Origin of the sequence: Coleofasciculus sp. G2-EDA-02, assembly GCF_040226375.1 — a bacterium.
Lineage (GTDB): Bacteria > Cyanobacteriota > Cyanobacteriia > Cyanobacteriales > Coleofasciculaceae > Coleofasciculus.
Map to the genome: position 1 here is coordinate 16,112 of NZ_JAVKEW010000272.1, position 19,673 is coordinate 35,784.

Here is a 19,673-nt window from a genome sequence, read left to right on the forward strand (position 1 = left end):
TATCTATGTCATTTTCATTTTCATGGAAAGAACAAGGGAGCCGATACATTTTAGGATTAGCTGTGATCACCTTTGTTGCCCACTTTTGGCACTATAATAATCTGGGATTGTATGAAGATGATTATTTTTTAATCGCTCAGCCAATGTCCATGAATATGGACGAAATTGGTGAGTTCATGACCTGGCATATTTTCAACTTCAATGCCACCGAAGCCCGTCCCCTTCTTTATATTATTGAGTTTTCTGTTGGTTTATTAGGCAAGTTCATTGGAGATTTTCATGGGCTTTACTGGATTAATTATGGGGTCATTTTAATTAACAATATTTTAATGGGTGTTTTTCTTAAGTCCCTTTGGAATCAACCGATTTTTGTGATAACTGGAACCCTAGGATTTACCCTATTTCCAGCAGAAACCACTCACGCTTATTTAACTCATATCTCTCTCTATTCTTCTTTAACCCTTTTACTTCTGGCTTTTCTCAGCTATTTGTCCCACAAAAAACTATTGTCATACTTGCTTATTTTTTCGTCACTTTTATGCTATGAAACCGTGTTTCCCGTTTTTATTACGGCTCCCCTATTTAAAAACAAGTGGGATAGAACTCTGTTCCAGAAGATGCTCAGACATACCCTAATTTTGGCAGCGATGTTAGGCGTAATTGTTATCGCACGAAAGATAACAGGTGAATCCAGGATTGAACAGCTAGATTTTCTCACCTTGATTAGCACTCCGGTTCGTCAAATGCTGATTGGTCCGTTTGTCAGTTTGAGTATGTTTTTCTATCGTCCGGCTCAGACGTTGCTCAACCTAAACGGAGAATTATTAATCATTGTCCCTTTATTTTTTGTCGGGTTTATTTTACTTTTCTCGAACCTAAAAACTAAACCTGATTCGGATTTTTATACGGAAGGAACTATTACAGTTTTGTTACCGATTAAAAAATTAACCATTTTGGGACTAACCTTGTTAATTCTGGCTTATCCCTTGAATTTTACCCGTGCCGCCACGGCAATTAATGGACGGGATTCGCGGGTACATATGACAGCCGCGATCGGAGCCGCTATTCTGGTGGGTTTGTTTTGTTACCTAATCGTTAATATAGCTAAACATAAGATAACTCAAACTATCGTTAATAGCGGGTTAGCGGTATTTTTCTCCTTATTAGTCGGATTTTGCATAACAGTACAGCACGAAAATCAGCTCAGTTGGGACTATCAACGAGCATTTTGGACAGACGTGATTCACCTTTGTCCAGATATTACGCCAAACACGATTATTTTAGTGGATGCTCCTTTAAATACAGGAAAACAGTTACATTCGTTTATTCAATGGGGTGTACCGATGACATTGAGGCAAATTTATAAATTTCCTAAAACATGGGAGCGTCTTGATGAATTACCGAAAACTGATGATCAGCCGAGATGGTACTTTTGGCGAAAGTACACACTTTATCCCAAAGTCTATCGGTTAAAGCCCAATTGGCAAAACTTAATCATCAATCAAAGTCAATTCGATTTCAGTCCTAAAAACAAGGCGTTTGATTATTTTCTCCAATGGGAACCCCCCCGTCTTGTTGATAGTCATAATATTATTTTGTTAGAAACAAGAAATGATCAATTAGTCCGCAGAATTGAACCGTTAATGATTGGCGATCGACTGCTTGAATTTCAACCTATTTCTCCGTCAACACTTGATTCCTTTCAACGTGGGGTTCTCTATAATTCTTTAATCCAACCCGATAATCAAGCTAAAATTAATTATTTAAACCAGGTGTTTTAACAAATCAATCGATTGTTTTAAATAACGAATAGAAAACATTTAATTTTTCGATAGTGAGACGATAATGATAACCATTGAAACAATTGCTACGGTAACAAAAGACTGTGACGTAACCATTAAAGTTCCGGTGAGCATTCCTCCTGGAGAACACAAAATAGTGTTAACCGTAGATGATCAATTAATCGCCGATCAAACAATACTATCAGCCGACGATGCCTTGGCTGAGTTTAGAGCGACGATGGAATCAACTTTAGAGTCTGTCGAATTATCCGTTGTCGTGCCTTTTCACAATGAAGAGTCAAATATTGACCACCTATTTGAGCGGCTCTTTTCCGTTCTCAATCGACTCAACCTGACGTATGAGATTATCTGTGTTGATGATGGCAGCCAGGATAATACTCTACAGTATTTGATTACTCATCACCAGCGAAATCCAGCGATTAAAGTCGTCAGTCTCTCCCGGAATTTTGGCAAAGAAGTTGCCTTGACAGCGGGGATTGATCACTCTCAGGGAAAAGCCGTTATCCCAATCGATGCTGATCTTCAAGATCCGCCAGAACTTATTGAAGAACTGATTAATAAGTGGCGCGAGGGGTATGATATCGTTTATGCTAAGCGTCATTTACGCTTAGATGATAGTTGGCTAAAACGCTTAACTGCTAAAGCTTTTTATTATACGATAGGCAAGTTAAGTCATGTGGATATTCCTGCCAATGTGGGAGATTTTCGCTTATTAGATCGGCGGGTTGTCCAAGCATTGAAACAGATGCCGGAACGCACTCGTTTCATGAAAGGTGTATTTGCGTGGGTTGGTTTCAAACAATGCTCCATCCTCTATGATCGCCAACCCCGTTACCAAGGACAAACCAAGTGGAATTATTGGAAACTCTGGAATTTTGCCCTGGATGGAATTATCTCATTTAGCAACATTCCCCTAAAAATTTGGACGTATGTGGGATTTTCATTGGCGGTTTTTGCATTCTTGTATGCCACGTTTTTGATTATTTTTACCCTAATTGTGGGAATTATCGTACCCGGTTATATGTCGTTAATTGTCGTTGTTCTCTTTCTCGGTGGTGTACAGTTAATCGGGTTAGGCATAATCGGGGAATATTTGGGACGAGTTCATGAAGAGGTTAAACAACGTCCCCTCTATTTAATTCAAGATCATCACGGTTTTACCAAAGTGCTGAAAAGCAAAAGTATAAGAACGTCAATACCAATGAGATAGATGTAGCCATGGATGCTCAAATGTACCAGCAAATGATGGAACTCCAAGACAAACATTGGTGGTTTGTCGCACGACGGTTGATTATCGAACAAGTAATCCAGACATTAAAATTGCCCGAATCCGCAGAAATTTTTGAAGTCGGATGTGGAACCGGAGGAAATTTAGAAATGCTTGCTCGCTATGGTGAAGTTTATGGGATGGAGTTAGATGAAACAGCACGCCTTTTTGCCAGTGATCTTAAACTCGGCGAAATTCAACCCGGCTGCTTACCCGATGATATTCCCTTCCCTGATAAAACCTTTGATCTGATTGTACTATTAGATGTTTTGGAGCATTTGGAAGACGATACAGGATCGTTGCAAGCGTTATCTAAAAAACTTAAACCTTCTGGCTGGTTGTTAATTACTGTTCCAGCTTATCCTTGGCTTTGGACTCGACAGGATGAACTCCTGCATCATAAGCGTAGATACCTGCGACGGAATTTGCAGCAAGTTGTTCGTTGTGCGGGTTATTGTCTGCATTTCAGTAGTTACTTTAATTTTTTCCTGTTTCCTTTAATTACTGGAGGACGACTCCTGCTAACGTTGTTCAATAAAAACGAGGATGAGCTAGTTATGCCACCAACGCTGATGAATAAACTGTTAATTAACGTATTTGCTTTTGAGCGCCATTTGATTCGCCGTTTATTTCTTCCCTTTGGGGTATCAATTATGCTTTTAGCTCAAAGAAATTAGTTAGATCCTTATACCTATGTTGTTAAACTCAAAAACTAGCAAATTTTATCAAGACAAATTAATTTTCTATACAATCATAATATCTGGATTATTTTGCCTTATCCTCTTGGTTGATCATTTTATTCTGGATACTTTTGCTGCGCCAGGGCAATATACATCGTCAGAGCCTGAGTGGAATGCGGATCGTTTGGCGATGGCATTTTTTGGGAAATACAACTTCAATTTGTATAATCCTGAAGATAGTGTTGGACCCCTGATTAGTGATATGTATGGACCATTACTAGCTTTGGCTTATTTGCCTGCGACAATCTCTAATTCTCCCACATGGGCGCTTGTTTTAGGTAAATTAATGTCACTAGGATTTTTCTTTATTCCCGTAATTTGGTTATATGTCAGTGAAACTTGGCAAAAGCAAAAGTTATCCTTATCTATACTCGCCTTAATTGCCTTTTTCTTTTTTACAACAGATATAAGATCATTATCTTATGATGCTTTTAGGATTTGTGCGGATTGTCCGGCTTTAGGATTTTCCGCCTTAGCTTGTATCATCATTTACAAAGAACAAAACAAAAGTGAAATTCCTTTATACAAGTTATTGCTCAGTGCCATTTTTGCTGTTTTCGCGGTGTGGACTAAGCAAATTGCTGTCCCGATATTAATTTCTTTGCCACTCTATATAATTCTGGCTTATGACACTAAAACTTTTAAACGGTATTTGGCTTGTTTAGTCACGAGCGGAGTCGTCATTTCTGGCATTTTAATCGTTGCCTTTAATCCGCAAGGATTATTATTTAATATGATTACCATTCCCAGTCATCAACCTTGGGAAGACGGCAATAATAAACTATCGGTTATTTTATCAGCGGCAGAAGAATTAGCGGGCTATTGTCTTTTACAAGGTGTTATCGTCGGCGTTGGCATTTTACTAACTGTACCCAATGACCTTCAGAAAATAAAAGATTGGATCAAAGAAAATCCTTGGCTTTTATTTTTCATTGTCAGTTTATTTTTTATTCCAACTTCTTTATTGGGTCGAGTAAAAGTTGGCGGAGATGCTAATGGAATGTATACGGTTTACTTTTTAACGCTTACAGCTAATTTGGTTTTATTACAAAAAGCCACAACTTTCTCCATAGAATCAGGCAGAGAAATTTTACAACGTGTCAGTCAAACAGGGTTAGTGGCTCTAGTAATTATGTTAACAATCTATAATGTAAATCTACCCATTCAGAATATTTATAAAACATTACCTAATTTTTTCAATAATGTTCATCAAGTCGTGTATGACTATTCTCGCAACCATCCCGGTCAAGTATATTTTCCTTGGCATCCCTTATCGGTTCTCATGGCAGAAAATAAACTCTATCATATTGATTCGGGTCCGTTTGATCGGTATTTAGCTGGATATCCGATTAGTCAAGACGATTTTCTGGCGTATATCCCTGAAAATTTTACCATGATAGCGATACCAGCTTGGGCTGAGGAAAGAGGCGAGTACGGTAAATTTTATCTTCATTATTTACCAGATTTTACTCAGAAAATTGAAGTGCCAGATTTATCGGGTTTTGTTGTCTACACGAAAGCTTTGAACCCGAATGTCTCTCATGTAAAAATGCATTGAAATTTCTCATTAATAATGGTATGTTGAGTTGATTAGGTCGGCGGTGGAGTAATCAATGCTAGAAAAGCGATTTTCGTCAAAAATTGTTAAATTCATGATCGGCGGAGGTGTGACAACCTTATTTAATCTAATCTTAATTTTTCTACTGATTGACTATTGGGGATGGAATACTCTTCTACTCCACAATGTCGCCAATGCTGTCTCAATTGAACTGTCTGTGTTATTGAGTTTCTTCATTTACCGCCTTTGGGTATGGACAGAAGGAGAATGGACGATTAAAAATGTTTTATTTAAGCAAATCCCCCTGTTTCATGTAGCGGCTGGAACGGTGATCGCCTCTCGAATTCTTTTTCTATTTCCGCTATTAGATTATTTCAATGTTGATCCAAAAATCAATACATTGGCTGGTGGTTTATTGGGTGCTGCGTTGAACTATGTGATGAGCGATCGCCTTGTCTTTAAAAATGATAGTACCGATAAACAAACAGAAACTTTTAATCACCAAAAAGAGGAAAATTATTTATACTTATCTACTCGGGTTTCAGACTCAAATGATTATTGATAAATATCCGCATGAGGCAAAGCACTATTGACATTTTACTTTTTATATGAACAACAATACTCTTATTTTATCAATGAGAACACTTCAACTGAAATTATCAGATTTAAAATTAACCAATTTTTCTCATACAATTAATTTTTTATTATTATTTGTTGCTTTATTTGCCGTATCGTTTACAGCTATTTTTATTAAAATTTCTGTTAGCGAAATTAGTTCTAATGCGACATTATTTAATCGCCTTTGGATTGTTACCATTATTTTTGGAATATGGAATGGCTTCAAAAAAATTCAATCTCAAAATTCGGAATCCGCAACCGATTTAACATCCCCAGCACCTAACTTTCAACCCTGGGAATTTTTTAAACAAGGGGGATTTCTGTTAGTAATTGTGGCAACGCTTCATTTATCTGGACGTTTTATCTGGACTTGGTCTTTAACCCAAACGACTGCAGCTAATGCAACCGTTCTTTCTAATATGACTCCGGTTTTCACGACTTTGGGGAGTTGGCTATTTTTAGGTCACTATTTTGATCGTCGTTTTTTAACGGGTTTAAGTCTGGCAATGTTGGGAACAATTACGTTGGGAGCAAGAGATGTATCGTTTTCGGGTGGGGAATTCATTGGTGATATAGCTGCTGTCTGTTCGGCGATATTTTACTCTATTGGTGGTTTGATTAGTCAAAAAGTCCGTCAGCATTTTGATTCCGCAACGATTTTGATGTGGCGATCTTCATTAAGTACAGTTTTTATGCTTCCAGTGGTACTAATTTTTGACAAGCAAATCTTGCCAATTTCTCCTTTGGGTTGGGTTGCTGTGATTGGTTTAGCAGCGCTTTCTGAAGCAACTGGTCACGGTTTAGCTATTTATAGTATGAAACACTTTACCGTTAGTTTTTTGAGCGTATTTTTTTTGTTAGAGTCTGTGGTAACAGCTCTATTAGCTTGGATTATCTTTGCTGAAAAAGTGGGGGTACTTAACTGTTTCGCTTTTTTGACAATTATAGTAGGAATTTATTTCGCTAAAACGGGTAAAGGTGCTGAAACTAAGCAGTAATCAGTCGCCACGAATTTGATTAATAATGGTTGACAGGGGCCAATATCCCCAAGATTCGGTAATTTTCTGATTTTCAATCTTGAAGATTTCTAAGGCTTCAAACTCGACTTTCTCTCCCGTGGGTTCAATACCAACAAATTTACCTAAGTGGGTAGCACTAAATCGTCCCCGAAAGACAACCTGATTGTTTTCTTCAATCAGATCATCAATAACGACGTGAATATCGGGAAAACTTTTGTGGGTAAGTTTCAATATCTTAATCGCCGCTTCTGCGCTCTGAAGGGGTAATCCATGATCAATGTAATCTGGAGCAACATACTGATGTATGGCTTCGTAATCTTTAGTATTGTAGATTTCAAAAAAACCCGCTACGATTTCCTTATTGGTGAGATCAGCCATAAAATTTATCCCAACTAAGATCACCTTTATTATACCACTATAGCAATCTGATCTGAGTCGTGACAATTTGCCGAAACCGGCTTCTGGCTATACCTTGTTTTCGAGCCAATACCTTGTTAAAATTCATCTATGATTTCCGATTACTTAATCATTGCCAAATTATTTAGCGTTTGTATAAACTAAAATGAAATACAACAAACTAGGGGATAGTGACCTACTGGTATCTCAACTTGGCTTGGGAACGATGACTTATGGAAAACAAAATACCCTAGAGGAAGCCCACCAACAATTAGATTATGCGGTTTCTCAGGGAGTCAATTTTATTGATACCTCGGAAACTTATCCTTTCCCGAATACCATGGAAACCCCTGGAATAACCGAGGACTATATTGGTCAATGGTTAATTCATCAACAACGTGATCAGTTAATTATTGCCACTAAAATAGCCGGAGTTCATCCCCAGTTAACATGGATTAGAAACGGTCAAAATCGCATTGATCACGCTAATGTGACAGAAGCAGTAGAAGGTAGTCTAAAACGCTTGCAAACTGACTATATTGATTTATATCAGATCCATTGGCCCGATCGCTATGTTCCTCTATTCGGGGAGCCTGACTATGATCCTCAACGGGAGAGGGACACCGTACCGATCGCAGAACAATTAGAAGTTTTTGCTCGTCTAATTCAAGCGGGTAAAATTCGTTATTTAGGGATTAGTAATGAAACCCCGTGGGGGGTTTGTGAATTTTGTCATATTGCTCAACAGTTAAATTTCCCCAAAATCGTTTCGATTCAGCATGGGTTTAGCCTAATTAATCGTAAGTTTCATACAACGTTAGCTGAAATGTGTCGGTTTAATCATGTAGGATTATTGGCTTATAATCCTCTAGGGTTTGGTATTTTAACAGGGAAATATGTCTCAGAAATTCCCAAAAACTCTCGGCTAGATTTATTTAAAGGAATTTATTGCCCTGATGATTACCCTAATCTCCTAGAAGCGGGACGGAGTTATGCTAATTTAGCCCATAACTATGGAATGAAACCCGTACATCTGGCATTAGCGTATGTGAGAACCCGTTGGTTTGTCACCAGTACGATTATTGGCACAACAAAGCTCGAACAATTACAAGAAAATTTGAGCAGTATTGATGTTGAACTAGATGAGGCAATTTTAAAAGAAATTGATGCTATTCATCGCCGTTATCCTAATCCAACTCCCTAAGTTGTCATCTAGATTGTTAATTAAGACTAGGGATGAGTAGCTCTACTGTATCCTCATCAAGGGTAAAATACAGAGTGTTTTTGTTTTATTAACTTAAGCCCATGAGAATTCTCTTTGTTATCAACTTGCCTTACAGCAGCATAGAAATCTTAGCACAAGAGGCTCTTTCGGTTCTGGAACCTCAAGGAATTGAAATCTTCTGGGTATACATGAATCAGCTTATAGAACTGATTGATACCTGTCCCGAAATGTTGAAATTCGTGGACTTGATTCATTTTATGATTGATGTTCAATCCTTCTCGTATGAGCATATCAAAAAAGCGGCTGATCTACGTCCAATCCTAACCAGCTATCACCATTGGAACTTTAAAGAAATACCAAAACAGTTGGAGTTAGTTGATCACATATTTTACGTTGCTAAAGGGTTAGAATCAGAAGTACAACAGCTAAAACCCGAAAAAGCCACCACAAGTATTGTCTGTAATGGAGTAGATACAAAAGTATTTTGTCCAACTCTAAATCAAAAAAACCGTGATAATTTTGTGATTGGGTTTTTCGGAACGCAACGTCCCAATAGTCGTAGCGATCGCAAAGGAAGTCGGCTACTACTAGAAGCAACAAAAATCATGGTTGAATCGGGCTACAAACCCACTTTTTTAATTATGGGTTACGGCTGGAAAAATTTCGTCCCAGCTCTGAGAAAACTAGGTTGTAAAGTTTCCTATAAAGTCAGTGTTCCACGAGAAGATGTCCCTAAATACTATCATCAACTCGACCTCTATGCGATAACGTCACGCATCGAAGGCGGTCCCTTAACCCTTCTAGAAGCGGGAGCTTGTGGTATTCCAATCATATCAACTCCTGTCGGTATTGCAGTAGAACTTCTTGCCAAACCTGGATGTGGCAAACTGCTTTCGGGATTCGATAGTCAAGAAATCGCTGAAGCGATCATTTTTAATATGGAAAATCCCCAGATAGCTCAATCAAGAGCTGAAGTTTTACTTCAAGAAATCCGTCAATATTGGACTTGGGAAGAGTCTTATAAAGACTTACCTCAAACGTATTTTGATATCTATAACAGAATAGCTAAATCAGCACCGCTAAAGTTATCGAGCATCCATCGGGGTGATATACCTCCCTATCTCAATTTGCAACAAGATGCCGTTTTACAAAGACGCATTGCTAGAAACTATGCGTTGTTTTATTTTGCATTCTGTCTCTATGATCATGGTGAAAAAATCGCCGCTTTACGGACAGGATTACCGCTTTTGCCTAAGATAAAACCTAGCTATTTTTGGCAGGAACTTCAGCGCGAGGAACATTGGTAAAAGATTATGTACAAGGGTGAGGGCAAATGTACAAGGGTGAAGGCGCAAGCCTTGCGCCCCTACGTTTACACTCCTATAGACTGACGCTCTAGTGCGGCGCGGCGGAAATATTTGAGCAGCTTTGTCGGTGTGGAGGAGCTGGGGAAGCTGGGGGAGATGTTAGCTGTTCAGTTATTTCTGCCTTCTTGCACTAGATCGGATACTCATATTTTTCAAACCAATCTCGATATTTTCTCTCAATTTCTTCCACTAAATTTTTATCTAAATAGTTAACCCAATACCCGTTACTACCATCGGTAATATGATTGCTGTGAAAAAGATTAGTCTTGTGGTGAATATCATCCCGTTCACCCTCACTTTCGTAAGACAAATTATTGATTTCCTCAACAATAGCTGATGCGTCTACAGAACCTACCTCACAACGTCGAGCTAATTCCTCTATAACAGTATTTTTTTGATTGAGAATCCGATCATAAGGAACCACTAGATCAGCCACATTAATCCATTTTTCGTGGGTTTGTATGAGAGAGTCAGCGAATTCAATGGATGGAGGCGTTGTGAATGTTCTTAAATTACTTGCCAGCACGTCTCGAATATCTCTATACGAATACAAAATAAAGTGCGCTTGATTGACGATCATTTCGTTGAAATCATGGATTTTGATCAGCGTATATTCTTTTTCCGGGATCTTCTTATACTTCCAATCTCTTGACCATCCACAACTAAAATTATTCTTGATTGTCGGTGAACTACAAAGTACCAGGCGAGTAGCATTATATAACCATGTACTCCCGGATCTCATCATTCCTGCAGCGACAAATAACTTTGATTTCATTGCAATACATCCCTTTTTTGCGTAAAACCATGAGATTCTTTAACTCATTATATAGGGTGTTTTTCCAATGGATCATAAATTTAATTTAAATCTTGTCTTCCCGAAAGGAAGTCCTGGATAATCCATCGGTTAAGTTCATCACTAAATAGACCAATAATGCAACGGTTTTGACAAACAAAAATAATGTCATTGATAACCATAAAAGATGGTTATTTTGCAAATACCACGTTGCTGCAGCCGGTGGGATAAATCCCCAAACACTAGCCAGTAAACTGGTATCACGAACTACTTTTCCATCCGCTAAACCGACAAAATATCCTTCTAACATCGTAGAAGCTGAGGCAAAGGTTAATAGAAAAAACAACCACCAAATATAAATATGTATCTGGGTATTAATCTCTGATTTGTTGGTGAATATAGAAAAGATAGTTTGAGGGAATAAAACACAAACTATAGCAATACTTAAAGCCAAGACTAAGCTACTGATCACGGCGACCCTTAGTAAAGGTAAAAACTTTTCTGAGGATTTTTGACCTTTGAAGTTTCCGGATAATGTTTCTGTGGCAAATACTAAGCCATCGGTTAAATAAACACTAAGATGACTGATTTGTCCGAGTAAGAAATTTTGGGTAAACGTAATCGTCCCCATCATGGCACTTAATTTACCAAAAAATGCCAATACTGATAATTCACTGATGTTGCTGATCAAGATATCCCGATTAAAAGAAAACATTGTTTTAATCGCAGATGGCTCTAAAACTTCTGCCATTACTGTTTTTACGTCTTGCCAGGAAAAGTCTCGAATAGAAAAGATTAAAGCGATAAAACACATAAGATATTGACTACATGCTAGAGACGTTCCTGCCCCTTTACTATCCCAATTCAACTGAATAATAAATACATAGTCTAAAAGAACATTAAAGGTGTTGCCCAAAAATGATAAGATTAAGACTTGACTGTTTCTCTCTCTTCCCAGAAGCCAACCGATCAGCACAAAGTTAAGTAATACGGCTGGTGCGCCCCAAATCCGAGCATTAAAATAATTAATCGCTGACTCTTTGACCGTTAAATCAGCATTCAACAACGAAAACCCGATCTCTCGTAAAGGATACTGACAAATAACCAGAATCATTCCTAATGTCAAAGCAATTAATCCATTTCTTAATCCTATTAATAGTATTTGTTGTCGATCATCGGCTCCCACAGCTTGAGCTGTCACCCCTGTGGTTGCCATGCGTAAGAACGCGAGCGTTAAATAAACGACATTAAATATAATATTAGCTAAAGAAACCCCGGCTAAGGAACTAATTTCACTGAGATGACCCAGGAAAGCAACACTGATTAAACCCGCTAAGGGAATCATCAAATTGGAAAGAATATTAATGAGCGCTAGTCGATAAAAGCGAGGAATAAAATCATACTGATTCGTCAGTGTTAAGGTCATAGGTTAAGAGACTTCACTTTTACAGCAAATTTCAGGTTAATGAATTACAGTCTATGCCAGCCAGATCCCCGACCTCTTCAAGAAATCGGGGATCTTTGTACTAAGAATTAATTTAATACAGTACAGGGCTACTGAAAGCTTACATCATAATCCTTGATTTGATGAGCCGACTAGGTCGTTTACCTCTGTTCTAATTGCTCAACTTCCTTTTCAGTACGTTCATTTGGGTTTGTGGGATTCCAGTCGGGAAATAACCCAATTAAAAATTGATTGATGCTGGTGCGGGTGTTGCGGCTAGCATCATCTAGCGGTGCAGGTAGGACGCGATCGCCTAACGTGATAAACAGCAATGCTAGGATCAACAGTGGTCCTAGAAGATTTTTGAAACCCATAACTCTCCTCCCCGTCGCATAGATTCATTTGGCATACTGCTAGTTTTCCCCTGAGTCAAGAGAAAATCGTCATTTTTCTATAATTCTTTACATCGCAGGGGTTTGGTAACCAAACCCCTACGGTCGATCAAAACTCAAAACTAGACGCCGAGTCAGATAGTGCGTTAAGATTATAGGCTGTGATTTTTTTTTAAGAACCATGCATGCTCAAGAGGTTATTCGCTCCATAGAAGCGGAACAGCTTAAATCAGACCTACCGACAGTCCATATTGGTGACACAGTTAGAGTCGGCGTCCGTATTCGTGAAGGGAACAAAGAACGGGTTCAGCCCTACGAAGGTACTGTGATTGCCATGCGTAACGGTGGTATCAACCAAACGATGACCGTGCGGCGTGTCTTCCAAGGTGTTGGTGTAGAACGGGTTTTTCTGCTCCATTCTCCCCGAATTGCCAGTATTACAATCGTGCGTCGAGGTAAGGTTCGTCGGGCGAAGCTCTTTTATTTGCGAGAGCGTGTGGGTAAAGCGACTCGCGTTAAGCAGCGCTTTGACCGGGGAATTTAAATTTTTTTGGATATTGGCTTGGTATTCATGCCCTAATTGCGTTACACTCAGTAAAGCAAAGGGGATAAATTCACCTCTACCAGCCAACCCAAGCGCTCTTAGTTCAGTTGGTAGAACGCAGGTCTCCAAAACCTGATGTCGGGGGTTCAAGTCCTCCAGGGCGCGTTATAAATATATAAAATTGGGGGAGCATCAGCAGTTCTACCCAAGTCTTATAGGATAGCGATGGTGAAAACCCCTGTGTTTTAACCAGGGGATGAAACCGAGCAGAGCGTTCAGCGTAGAGACGCGCCATGGCGCGTCTCTACTTTAGTCGCGAGTCTAATTTATCCTGGCAACGCCCAAGTAATAGTGTATCATAATGTTAGAAAGCATTGCAGGGGTCGAGCAAATGTTTACCTTAATTTACGAGTTTAAGCTAAAACCAACTAGCGCTCAAATAACCATCTTTGAAGGGTGGTTAGAGCAATGCCGTAGGGTATACAACTACGCTTTAACTGAGCGCAAAGATTGGGTTAATTCTCGTAAAAGTCCGGTGAACGCTTGTTCGATCAAAAGGGAATACATCATACCAGCAGACAAAGAAGCACCTAATTATAATTCCCAAGCAGTAGCACTGACCCAAGCAAAAAAGAATATTCCTGCACTCAAGCAGGTACACTCACAAGTGCTACAGCAAACCCTCAAGCGGCTACAGTTAGCGTTTGAGGGGATGTGGAAGAATGGGCGGGGATTCCCACGGTACAAGAAAGTGGGTCGGATGCGCTCATTCGTATTTCCGTCAATGGGGATAGAACCAATTCAAGGGAACTATATCAAGCTACCTAAGATTGGTTTAGTCAAGTTAAACCAATCCCGCCCAATACCTGATGATGCACTCATCAAACAGGCACGGATTGTAAAACGGGCGTCCGGCTGGTATGTACAGCTCACCTTGCAGTGGAAAGTAGATGTACCGGAAGTTAATCCGACTGGTACATCAATAGGAATAGATGTTGGCATCAGCCATTTTGTCGCCGTATCTAATGGGCAATTGTTTCCCAATCCAAAACCGTTTAAGCGACTAGAAAGCAAGCTTAAATCACTGCAACGAAAAGTAGCTAATAAGCGGTTTGGGTCAAACAATCGCGCCAAGGCACAAGCGAAGGTGGCACGACTACATGAGCGCATAACAAATACTCGTAAGAACTACCACTGGGAATTAGCCCATAAGCTTTGTGATTGGGCGGATATGATATTTGCTGAACAACTCAACCTCAAAGGATTAGGTAGAGGCTTCTTGGCTAAGCACTGCCTAGACGCGGGGTGGGGTCAGTTCCTAGATATCCTTTCCCAATGCTGTTTTAAGCGTGGCAAATACTTCCAAAAAGTACCCGCCGCAGGTACAAGTCAAACCTGCCCCAAGTGCCTAAAAGAGACAGGTAAGAAAAAGCTCTCCCAACGGGTACACAAATGCCAGCATTGCGGGTATACGGCTAATCGGGATGTCGCTGCCGCTCAAGTAGTCGAGATTAGAGGTAGGACAGCCGTGGGACACACGGTGGTTAAGCTTTCTGAGGGTAAAGGTCACGTCCACCGAAGACGTTAAACTCTGCCTCCTTGTGAAGAAAGAATCCCCCGCGTTTTAACCGGGGGAGTGTCAACCACTTCACTGATGAGTGAAGCAGGTTAATATGAATTATGAGTGCTGGGTTGAACAGCTCTGATAATCAGTAGAAGGGGGAAATCAACTTATTGTGGCAAAGAAAACAAAAACGGACACAGAGTCTCAGGAAAAAGCCTCTGGGTTTAATGTTGTAACGTTTCTTCAAGAAACCAAAGAGGAACTTAGTAAAGTCGTATGGCCCTCTCGGCAGCAACTCATTAGCGAATCGGCTGCCGTGTTATTGATGGTCGTGCTATCAGCCACCCTAATCTATTTAGTGGATGGCTTATTCTTGTGGGCGTCACAACAGGTATTTGGATGAGTTTTGCAGCAAACGAATCATACGATCGCGACTCACAGCTACAAGAAGCCCCACCTGCCCGTTGGTATGCGGTTCAGGTGGCATCCGGCTGTGAGAAGCGGGTAAAGACAAATCTAGAACAGCGAGTGCAAACCCTAGATGTCGCTGACCGAATCTTAAGAGTTCAGATTCCCCAAACGCCGACGGTAAAAATCCGTAAGGATGGATCTCGCCAGCACTCTGAAGAAAAGGTCTTCCCTGGCTACGTCTTGGTGGAAATGGTCATGGATGATGAAAGCTGGCAGGTTGTCAAAAACACACCCAATGTGATTAATTTTGTAGGGGCAGAACAGAAACGTCGCTATGGACGGGGGCGAGGTCACGTTAAACCGGTACCCCTGAGTCCTGGAGAGATCGAACGGATCTTTAAGCACGCCGAAGAACAAGAGCCAGTTATTAAAGTAGACATGGCTGTTGGCGACAAAATCATCGTGCTATCGGGTCCGTTTAAAGATTTTGAAGGCGAAGTGATTGAAGTTAGCCCCGAACGCAGTAAGCTCAAGGCGTTACTCTCCATTTTTGGGCGAGATACGCCAGTTGAATTAGAATTCAATCAGGTGGAAAAAACAGGCTAAGAATGGCAAAAAAAATCGTTGCAGTTATTAAGTTGGCGCTCCCGGCGGGGAAAGCCAACCCTGCTCCCCCAGTAGGACCGGCTCTTGGTCAGCATGGGGTGAATATTATGGCGTTTTGTAAAGAATACAACGCCAAGACCGCCGACCAAGCAGGAATGGTCATTCCCGTAGAAATATCGGTGTTTGAGGATCGCAGTTTTACCTTTATCCTCAAAACCCCACCTGCATCCGTGCTGATCAAAAAGGCAGCGGGTATTGAAAAAGGCGCAAGTGAACCCAATCGGCAAAACGTTGCCACTATCACCCGGGCGCAACTGCAAGAAATCGCCCAGACGAAAATGCCTGACCTCAATGCCAATGATATTGAAGCAGCAATGAAAATCGTCGAAGGGACTGCCCGGAATATGGGCGTCGCGATCGCAGAATAGTCCCTGAGTTGAGGTTTAAGTGCCATCAACCCGCAATCGAAGACCGTTGTCAACCTAATTTGGGGGAGAGGTAAGAAGCTTCGTTAGTCACCCCAGGAGAGATAAATGCCCAAAAAACTATCACGTCGATTACAAGAATTACAAGGCAAGGTCGAAGAGCGACCTTATGAAGCCATAGAAGCTCTTAAGCTTTTAAAAGAAACCGCAACGGCAAAATTCCCGGAATCCGCCGAAGCCCATATCCGCTTGGGAATTGATCCCAAATACACCGATCAGCAACTGCGGACAACCGTATCCCTACCCAAAGGAACGGGTCAGGTGGTACGAGTCGCCGTCATTGCCAAAGGTGAAAAAGTCACCGAAGCGACGAATGCGGGGGCAGATATCGCCGGTTCTGAAGAATTAATTGGCGAAATTCAAAATGGCATGATGGATTTTGATCGCCTGATTGCCACGCCAGACATGATGCCCCAAGTGGCTAAGTTAGGACGGCTCCTCGGACCACGGGGTTTGATGCCCTCTCCCAAAGGTGGTACCGTTACCTTTGACCTAACCCAGGCGATCGAAGAATTCAAAGCAGGTAAACTTGAATTTCGTGCCGATCGCACAGGCATCGTTCATGTTATGTTTGGTAAGGCATCATTTTCTGCTGAAGACTTGTTGGTCAACCTCAAGTCCTTACAGGAAACGATTGACCGCAATCGTCCCTCAGGGGCGAAAGGTCGCTTTTGGCGCAGCATATTTGTCAGCGCTACCATGGGACCCTCCATCGAAGTCGATATCCCGACGCTACGGGACTTGAAAGCGGTTGAGGCTGCCTAATGTGAACCGTTAGATTTGTTGACAATCCAATATTTCATTGGCTTGTACCAAAGACAGCAGGTGTTCATCACTTAATATCCTGCCGAGGTCAGCGCCCGACGTATCCACTATCACTGTACATCTAAACTAAAGTACAGGTTAAAGATACAAGAGCGAAACCCCGGCATGTCCGGGGTTTTGTTATGGCTAATGGCAGGATTTTCTAACTATCAACTATGAAAGGAAACAAGGAGGTGAAACAAGAATGGGCAGAACCCTGGAAAACAAAAAGGAAGTCGTCGCTGATCTCAAGCAACTCTTGAGTGAGTCCCAACTCGCCATCATCATTGACTACCAGGGACTTTCCGTGGCTCAAATTACCGATTTGCGGGATCGGCTGCGTCCCACAGGCACAGTCTGTAAGGTCACGAAAAATACCCTGATGCGGCGGGCGGTTGAGGATGATGAAAACTGGCAACCCATGACCGAATTCTTGGTCGGTTCCACCGCCTTCATGTTAGTCAAAGACGATGTGGGTGGTGCAATTCGGGCATATCAGGACTTCCAGAAAGCCACCAAAAAAACCGACTTCAAGGGCGGCGTGATGCAAGGTCAAGCCTTGAGTCAAGACCAAGTCAAGGCGATTGCTGACTTGCCGTCGAAGGAAGAACTCATTGGACAGATTGCGGGTGCGATTAATTCCATCGCCACCAAACTGGCTGTGGGTGTCAACGAAGTTCCTGCTTCCCTGGGTCGCAGCATCAACGAAATTCCTGGCTCACTGGGTCGGGTTTTGCAAGCGCTCTCCGCTCAGAAAGAAAGCGGTGGCTAGTACCTACCGCTACCTTGGAAGTAAAAAGCTTACCCTGAGCTTAGTCAAAGGGTCAAACGTAAAAAATCAAACGAAGGAGTTTATTCATGTCTGCTACAACCGACGAAATTTTGGAAAAGCTAAAATCCCTGACGTTAATCGAAGCGTCGGAATTAGTTAAGCAAATTGAGGAAGCCTTTGGCGTTAGCGCCGCTGCTCCTGCAGGTGGCATGATGATGATGCCCGGAATGGCGGCTCCCGGTGCGCCTGGTGCAGCGGCTGAAGAGGTGGAAGAGAAGACAGAATTTGATGTCATCTTAGAAGAAGTTCCCGCCGATAAGAAGATTGCCATTCTGAAAGTCGTGCGAACCATGACGGGTTTGGGGCTCAAGGAAGCCAAAGATATGGTAGAGTCTGCGCCTAAGCCGATTAAAGAAGCGGTGGCAAAAGAAGCCGCAGAAGAAGCCAAGAAACAACTAGAAGAAGCTGGTGCTAAGGTTTCTGTGAAATAGAACCTTGTTGGGGCAATTTATGACTTGCCCCCGCAGTGGATTAGAATTGTAGGGGCGCACGGCGTGCGCCCCATTTCACCGTCAAATCTATTCCACAATTTTAGCTGTGTCAGTCCACCATCTTGGGTTTAGGCTTGTTACCCATAAAATTTCAGGCTCGCATCCCTTACGACGAACCCTCCCCGCCGTCTTGGGGAGGAAACTCTCATCCGGACGAAATGAAAAAAAATGTGACAGTTAATCAATAGTCTACTGGCGGCTCACAAATTATCAAAAGCTAACTATAATTTTTCGATTGATTTTAACTAAGTTTCACGTTTGTTTCTATGTTTATTGGAAAAGCCACCGAAAAATAATCAAGTGGTTTTTCTGAAATGCTTAATTGTCAAGGCATCCAAGGTTTTTAGAAAAATAAATCAATCAAAAAAAATCTAAATCTGGAACATTGACTCGATTAAAAACGACTTGAATAGTAACAACGCAACACTACACCCTACCTATTGATGGACGTTACTATGAAACGCAACCTTAAGTCTTTTGTTACCTTTTCAACCCTAGCCGCTACCGCGATCGCGCCTGTTTTATTATCGGCTGATATGGCATCTGCTAAGCCCACTGGAACTGATGCTAACTATATCGGTGCTGGTGTCGCCGCAGGCGTGACCAACGGTGGACACAATAATGATGCGGCAACATTTGGCGGGAATATTCAAGGTCGTATAACGACTTCAAAAGCGCCAGTTTCTCTGCGCGGTGCTGTTCTATTTAGTGAGGATACCAGCGCCATTATGCCGATTGTTTCCTACGATGTTCCTGTCACAAACAATGCCAATGTTTACGTTGGTGCTGGTTATTCTTGGGTTGAAGCCGAAGAACATGCCACACCTATAGGAAACAAAAATGCTCCTGTTATTACTGTCGGTGCTGAAGCTCAACTTGGTCGCAATCTTGTTGTTTATGGCGATACAAAGGTGGGGATTGAAGCTTATCAAAATAGTCCAGCTTCTGCAGTTAGTATTCAAGCGGGTGCAGGTTACCGCTTCTAAACCATGACGCTCTGGTGAACTAACCCTGTAGAGACGTAGCATGCTACGTCTCTACGTCGTCGGGGCGGGCGCGAGTTACATCTAGGTGAAGTCAGAAACGATAATAGTAAAACCCGCCCCTACACTACCTTTCCCATGTTCTAGATCTGCCAGGGTACATCTGAAGCATTGCGCCGCTGCACATTTTTAAGTTCATGAATAATATTTAACAAAAATCAATAAAGATTACATTATAAAGACAACGGATATCTTTACCATAAAATTACATTAAAATGTGTTGTCGGAGATACAAAAAGGTTAAAGTTGAAGTATAAAAGCCCTATAACCTG

21 protein-coding genes, 1 tRNA gene and 1 other annotated feature are annotated in these 19,673 nt (G+C 41.3%); of the genes, 18 read left to right on the forward strand and 4 right to left on the reverse strand.

Annotation, left to right across the window (positions count from 1 at the left end; translation table 11 throughout):
• Nucleotides 1–5: 5 nt before the first annotated feature.
• The 6 genes from RLO19_RS30965 (at nt 6) to RLO19_RS30990 (ending at nt 6,983) form a co-directional block, all read left to right on the forward strand.
• Nucleotides 6–1,781, forward strand: coding sequence for a hypothetical protein (locus RLO19_RS30965; RefSeq protein WP_446361627.1), 1,776 nt, complete (start codon nt 6–8; stop codon nt 1,779–1,781).
• A 238-nt stretch (nt 1,782–2,019) separates the two neighbouring features.
• Complete coding sequence (locus RLO19_RS30970) at nt 2,020–3,012, forward strand: glycosyltransferase family 2 protein (RefSeq protein WP_446361685.1); 993 nt, start codon at nt 2,020–2,022, stop codon at nt 3,010–3,012.
• An 8-nt stretch (nt 3,013–3,020) separates the two neighbouring features.
• The gene (locus RLO19_RS30975) at nt 3,021–3,746 is read left to right on the forward strand and encodes a class I SAM-dependent methyltransferase (RefSeq protein WP_446361629.1); all 726 of its coding nucleotides are present in this window, start codon (nt 3,021–3,023) and stop codon (nt 3,744–3,746) included.
• Nucleotides 3,747–3,762: 16 nt separating this feature from the next.
• The gene (locus RLO19_RS30980) at nt 3,763–5,367 is read left to right on the forward strand and encodes a hypothetical protein (RefSeq protein WP_446361631.1); all 1,605 of its coding nucleotides are present in this window, start codon (nt 3,763–3,765) and stop codon (nt 5,365–5,367) included.
• 55 nt (nt 5,368–5,422) lie between these two features.
• Nucleotides 5,423–5,929, forward strand: coding sequence for a GtrA family protein (locus RLO19_RS30985; protein ID WP_446361633.1), 507 nt, complete (start codon nt 5,423–5,425; stop codon nt 5,927–5,929).
• 46 nt (nt 5,930–5,975) lie between these two features.
• Entirely contained in the window at nt 5,976–6,983 is a 1,008-nt protein-coding gene (locus RLO19_RS30990; RefSeq protein ID WP_446361635.1) for a DMT family transporter, read from the forward strand.
• On the opposite strand, the gene RLO19_RS30995 is transcribed toward RLO19_RS30990, so the two are convergent.
• Entirely contained in the window at nt 6,984–7,382 is a 399-nt protein-coding gene (locus tag RLO19_RS30995; RefSeq protein WP_446361637.1) for an ester cyclase, read from the reverse strand. It abuts the gene before it with no gap.
• A 184-nt stretch (nt 7,383–7,566) separates the two neighbouring features.
• Between RLO19_RS30995 and RLO19_RS31000 the strand changes: the two genes are divergently transcribed.
• Both RLO19_RS31000 and RLO19_RS31005 read left to right on the forward strand, forming a co-directional pair.
• Complete coding sequence (locus tag RLO19_RS31000; protein WP_446361639.1) at nt 7,567–8,604, forward strand: aldo/keto reductase; 1,038 nt, start codon at nt 7,567–7,569, stop codon at nt 8,602–8,604.
• A 101-nt stretch (nt 8,605–8,705) separates the two neighbouring features.
• Complete coding sequence (locus RLO19_RS31005; RefSeq protein WP_446361640.1) at nt 8,706–9,932, forward strand: glycosyltransferase family 4 protein; 1,227 nt, start codon at nt 8,706–8,708, stop codon at nt 9,930–9,932.
• A gap of 190 nt (nt 9,933–10,122) precedes the next feature.
• Here RLO19_RS31005 and RLO19_RS31010 read toward each other — a convergent pair whose 3' ends face one another.
• The 3 genes from RLO19_RS31010 to RLO19_RS31020 all read right to left on the reverse strand — a co-directional run bounded on the left by RLO19_RS31010 (nt 10,123) and on the right by RLO19_RS31020 (nt 12,603).
• Nucleotides 10,123–10,572, reverse strand: coding sequence for a hypothetical protein (locus tag RLO19_RS31010; protein ID WP_446361641.1), 450 nt, complete (start codon nt 10,570–10,572; stop codon nt 10,123–10,125).
• A 280-nt stretch (nt 10,573–10,852) separates the two neighbouring features.
• Nucleotides 10,853–12,211 (reverse strand): guanitoxin biosynthesis MATE family efflux transporter GntT, encoded by a 1,359-nt coding sequence (gene gntT, locus RLO19_RS31015; protein ID WP_446361643.1) that lies wholly within the window; start codon nt 12,209–12,211, stop codon nt 10,853–10,855.
• 179 nt (nt 12,212–12,390) lie between these two features.
• Entirely contained in the window at nt 12,391–12,603 is a 213-nt protein-coding gene (locus RLO19_RS31020; RefSeq protein WP_446361645.1) for a hypothetical protein, read from the reverse strand.
• A gap of 199 nt (nt 12,604–12,802) precedes the next feature.
• Here RLO19_RS31020 and rplS point away from each other — a divergent pair, with 199 nt between their 5' ends.
• The 10 genes from rplS (at nt 12,803) to RLO19_RS31070 (ending at nt 19,344) form a co-directional block, all read left to right on the forward strand.
• Complete coding sequence (gene rplS / locus RLO19_RS31025; protein ID WP_446361647.1) at nt 12,803–13,165, forward strand: 50S ribosomal protein L19; 363 nt, start codon at nt 12,803–12,805, stop codon at nt 13,163–13,165.
• Nucleotides 13,166–13,257: 92 nt separating this feature from the next.
• Nucleotides 13,258–13,330 (forward strand) — tRNA-Trp (locus RLO19_RS31030).
• Nucleotides 13,331–13,556: 226 nt separating this feature from the next.
• Nucleotides 13,557–14,753 carry an RNA-guided endonuclease InsQ/TnpB family protein gene (locus RLO19_RS31035; protein ID WP_446361687.1) on the forward strand — a complete coding sequence of 399 codons (1,197 nt, stop codon included), beginning with the start codon at nt 13,557–13,559 and terminating at the stop codon, nt 14,751–14,753.
• A 148-nt stretch (nt 14,754–14,901) separates the two neighbouring features.
• Nucleotides 14,902–15,132, forward strand: a complete 231-nt coding sequence (secE, locus tag RLO19_RS31040) for a preprotein translocase subunit SecE (RefSeq protein ID WP_446336959.1) — start codon at nt 14,902–14,904, stop codon at nt 15,130–15,132.
• On the forward strand, nt 15,129–15,746 hold the full coding sequence (gene nusG / locus RLO19_RS31045; RefSeq protein ID WP_446336960.1) for a transcription termination/antitermination protein NusG: 618 nt from the start codon (nt 15,129–15,131) through the stop codon (nt 15,744–15,746). Before secE ends, nusG begins: the two co-directional genes overlap by 4 nt.
• A 2-nt stretch (nt 15,747–15,748) precedes the next feature.
• Nucleotides 15,749–16,174 carry a 50S ribosomal protein L11 gene (gene rplK / locus RLO19_RS31050; RefSeq protein WP_446361649.1) on the forward strand — a complete coding sequence of 142 codons (426 nt, stop codon included), beginning with the start codon at nt 15,749–15,751 and terminating at the stop codon, nt 16,172–16,174.
• Nucleotides 16,175–16,279: 105 nt separating this feature from the next.
• Nucleotides 16,280–16,996: a 50S ribosomal protein L1 gene (gene rplA, locus RLO19_RS31055; protein ID WP_446361651.1), complete on the forward strand. Its 717-nt coding sequence runs from the start codon at nt 16,280–16,282 to the stop codon at nt 16,994–16,996.
• A gap of 29 nt (nt 16,997–17,025) precedes the next feature.
• Nucleotides 17,026–17,186, forward strand: a sequence feature (ribosomal protein L10 leader region).
• A 54-nt stretch (nt 17,187–17,240) separates the two neighbouring features.
• Nucleotides 17,241–17,807 (forward strand): 50S ribosomal protein L10, encoded by a 567-nt coding sequence (gene rplJ, locus RLO19_RS31060; RefSeq protein ID WP_446361653.1) that lies wholly within the window; start codon nt 17,241–17,243, stop codon nt 17,805–17,807.
• An 86-nt stretch (nt 17,808–17,893) separates the two neighbouring features.
• On the forward strand, nt 17,894–18,298 hold the full coding sequence (gene rplL / locus RLO19_RS31065; protein ID WP_446361655.1) for a 50S ribosomal protein L7/L12: 405 nt from the start codon (nt 17,894–17,896) through the stop codon (nt 18,296–18,298).
• 515 nt (nt 18,299–18,813) lie between these two features.
• Nucleotides 18,814–19,344, forward strand: coding sequence for a hypothetical protein (locus tag RLO19_RS31070; RefSeq protein ID WP_446361657.1), 531 nt, complete (start codon nt 18,814–18,816; stop codon nt 19,342–19,344).
• Nucleotides 19,345–19,673: the final 329 nt, after the last annotated feature.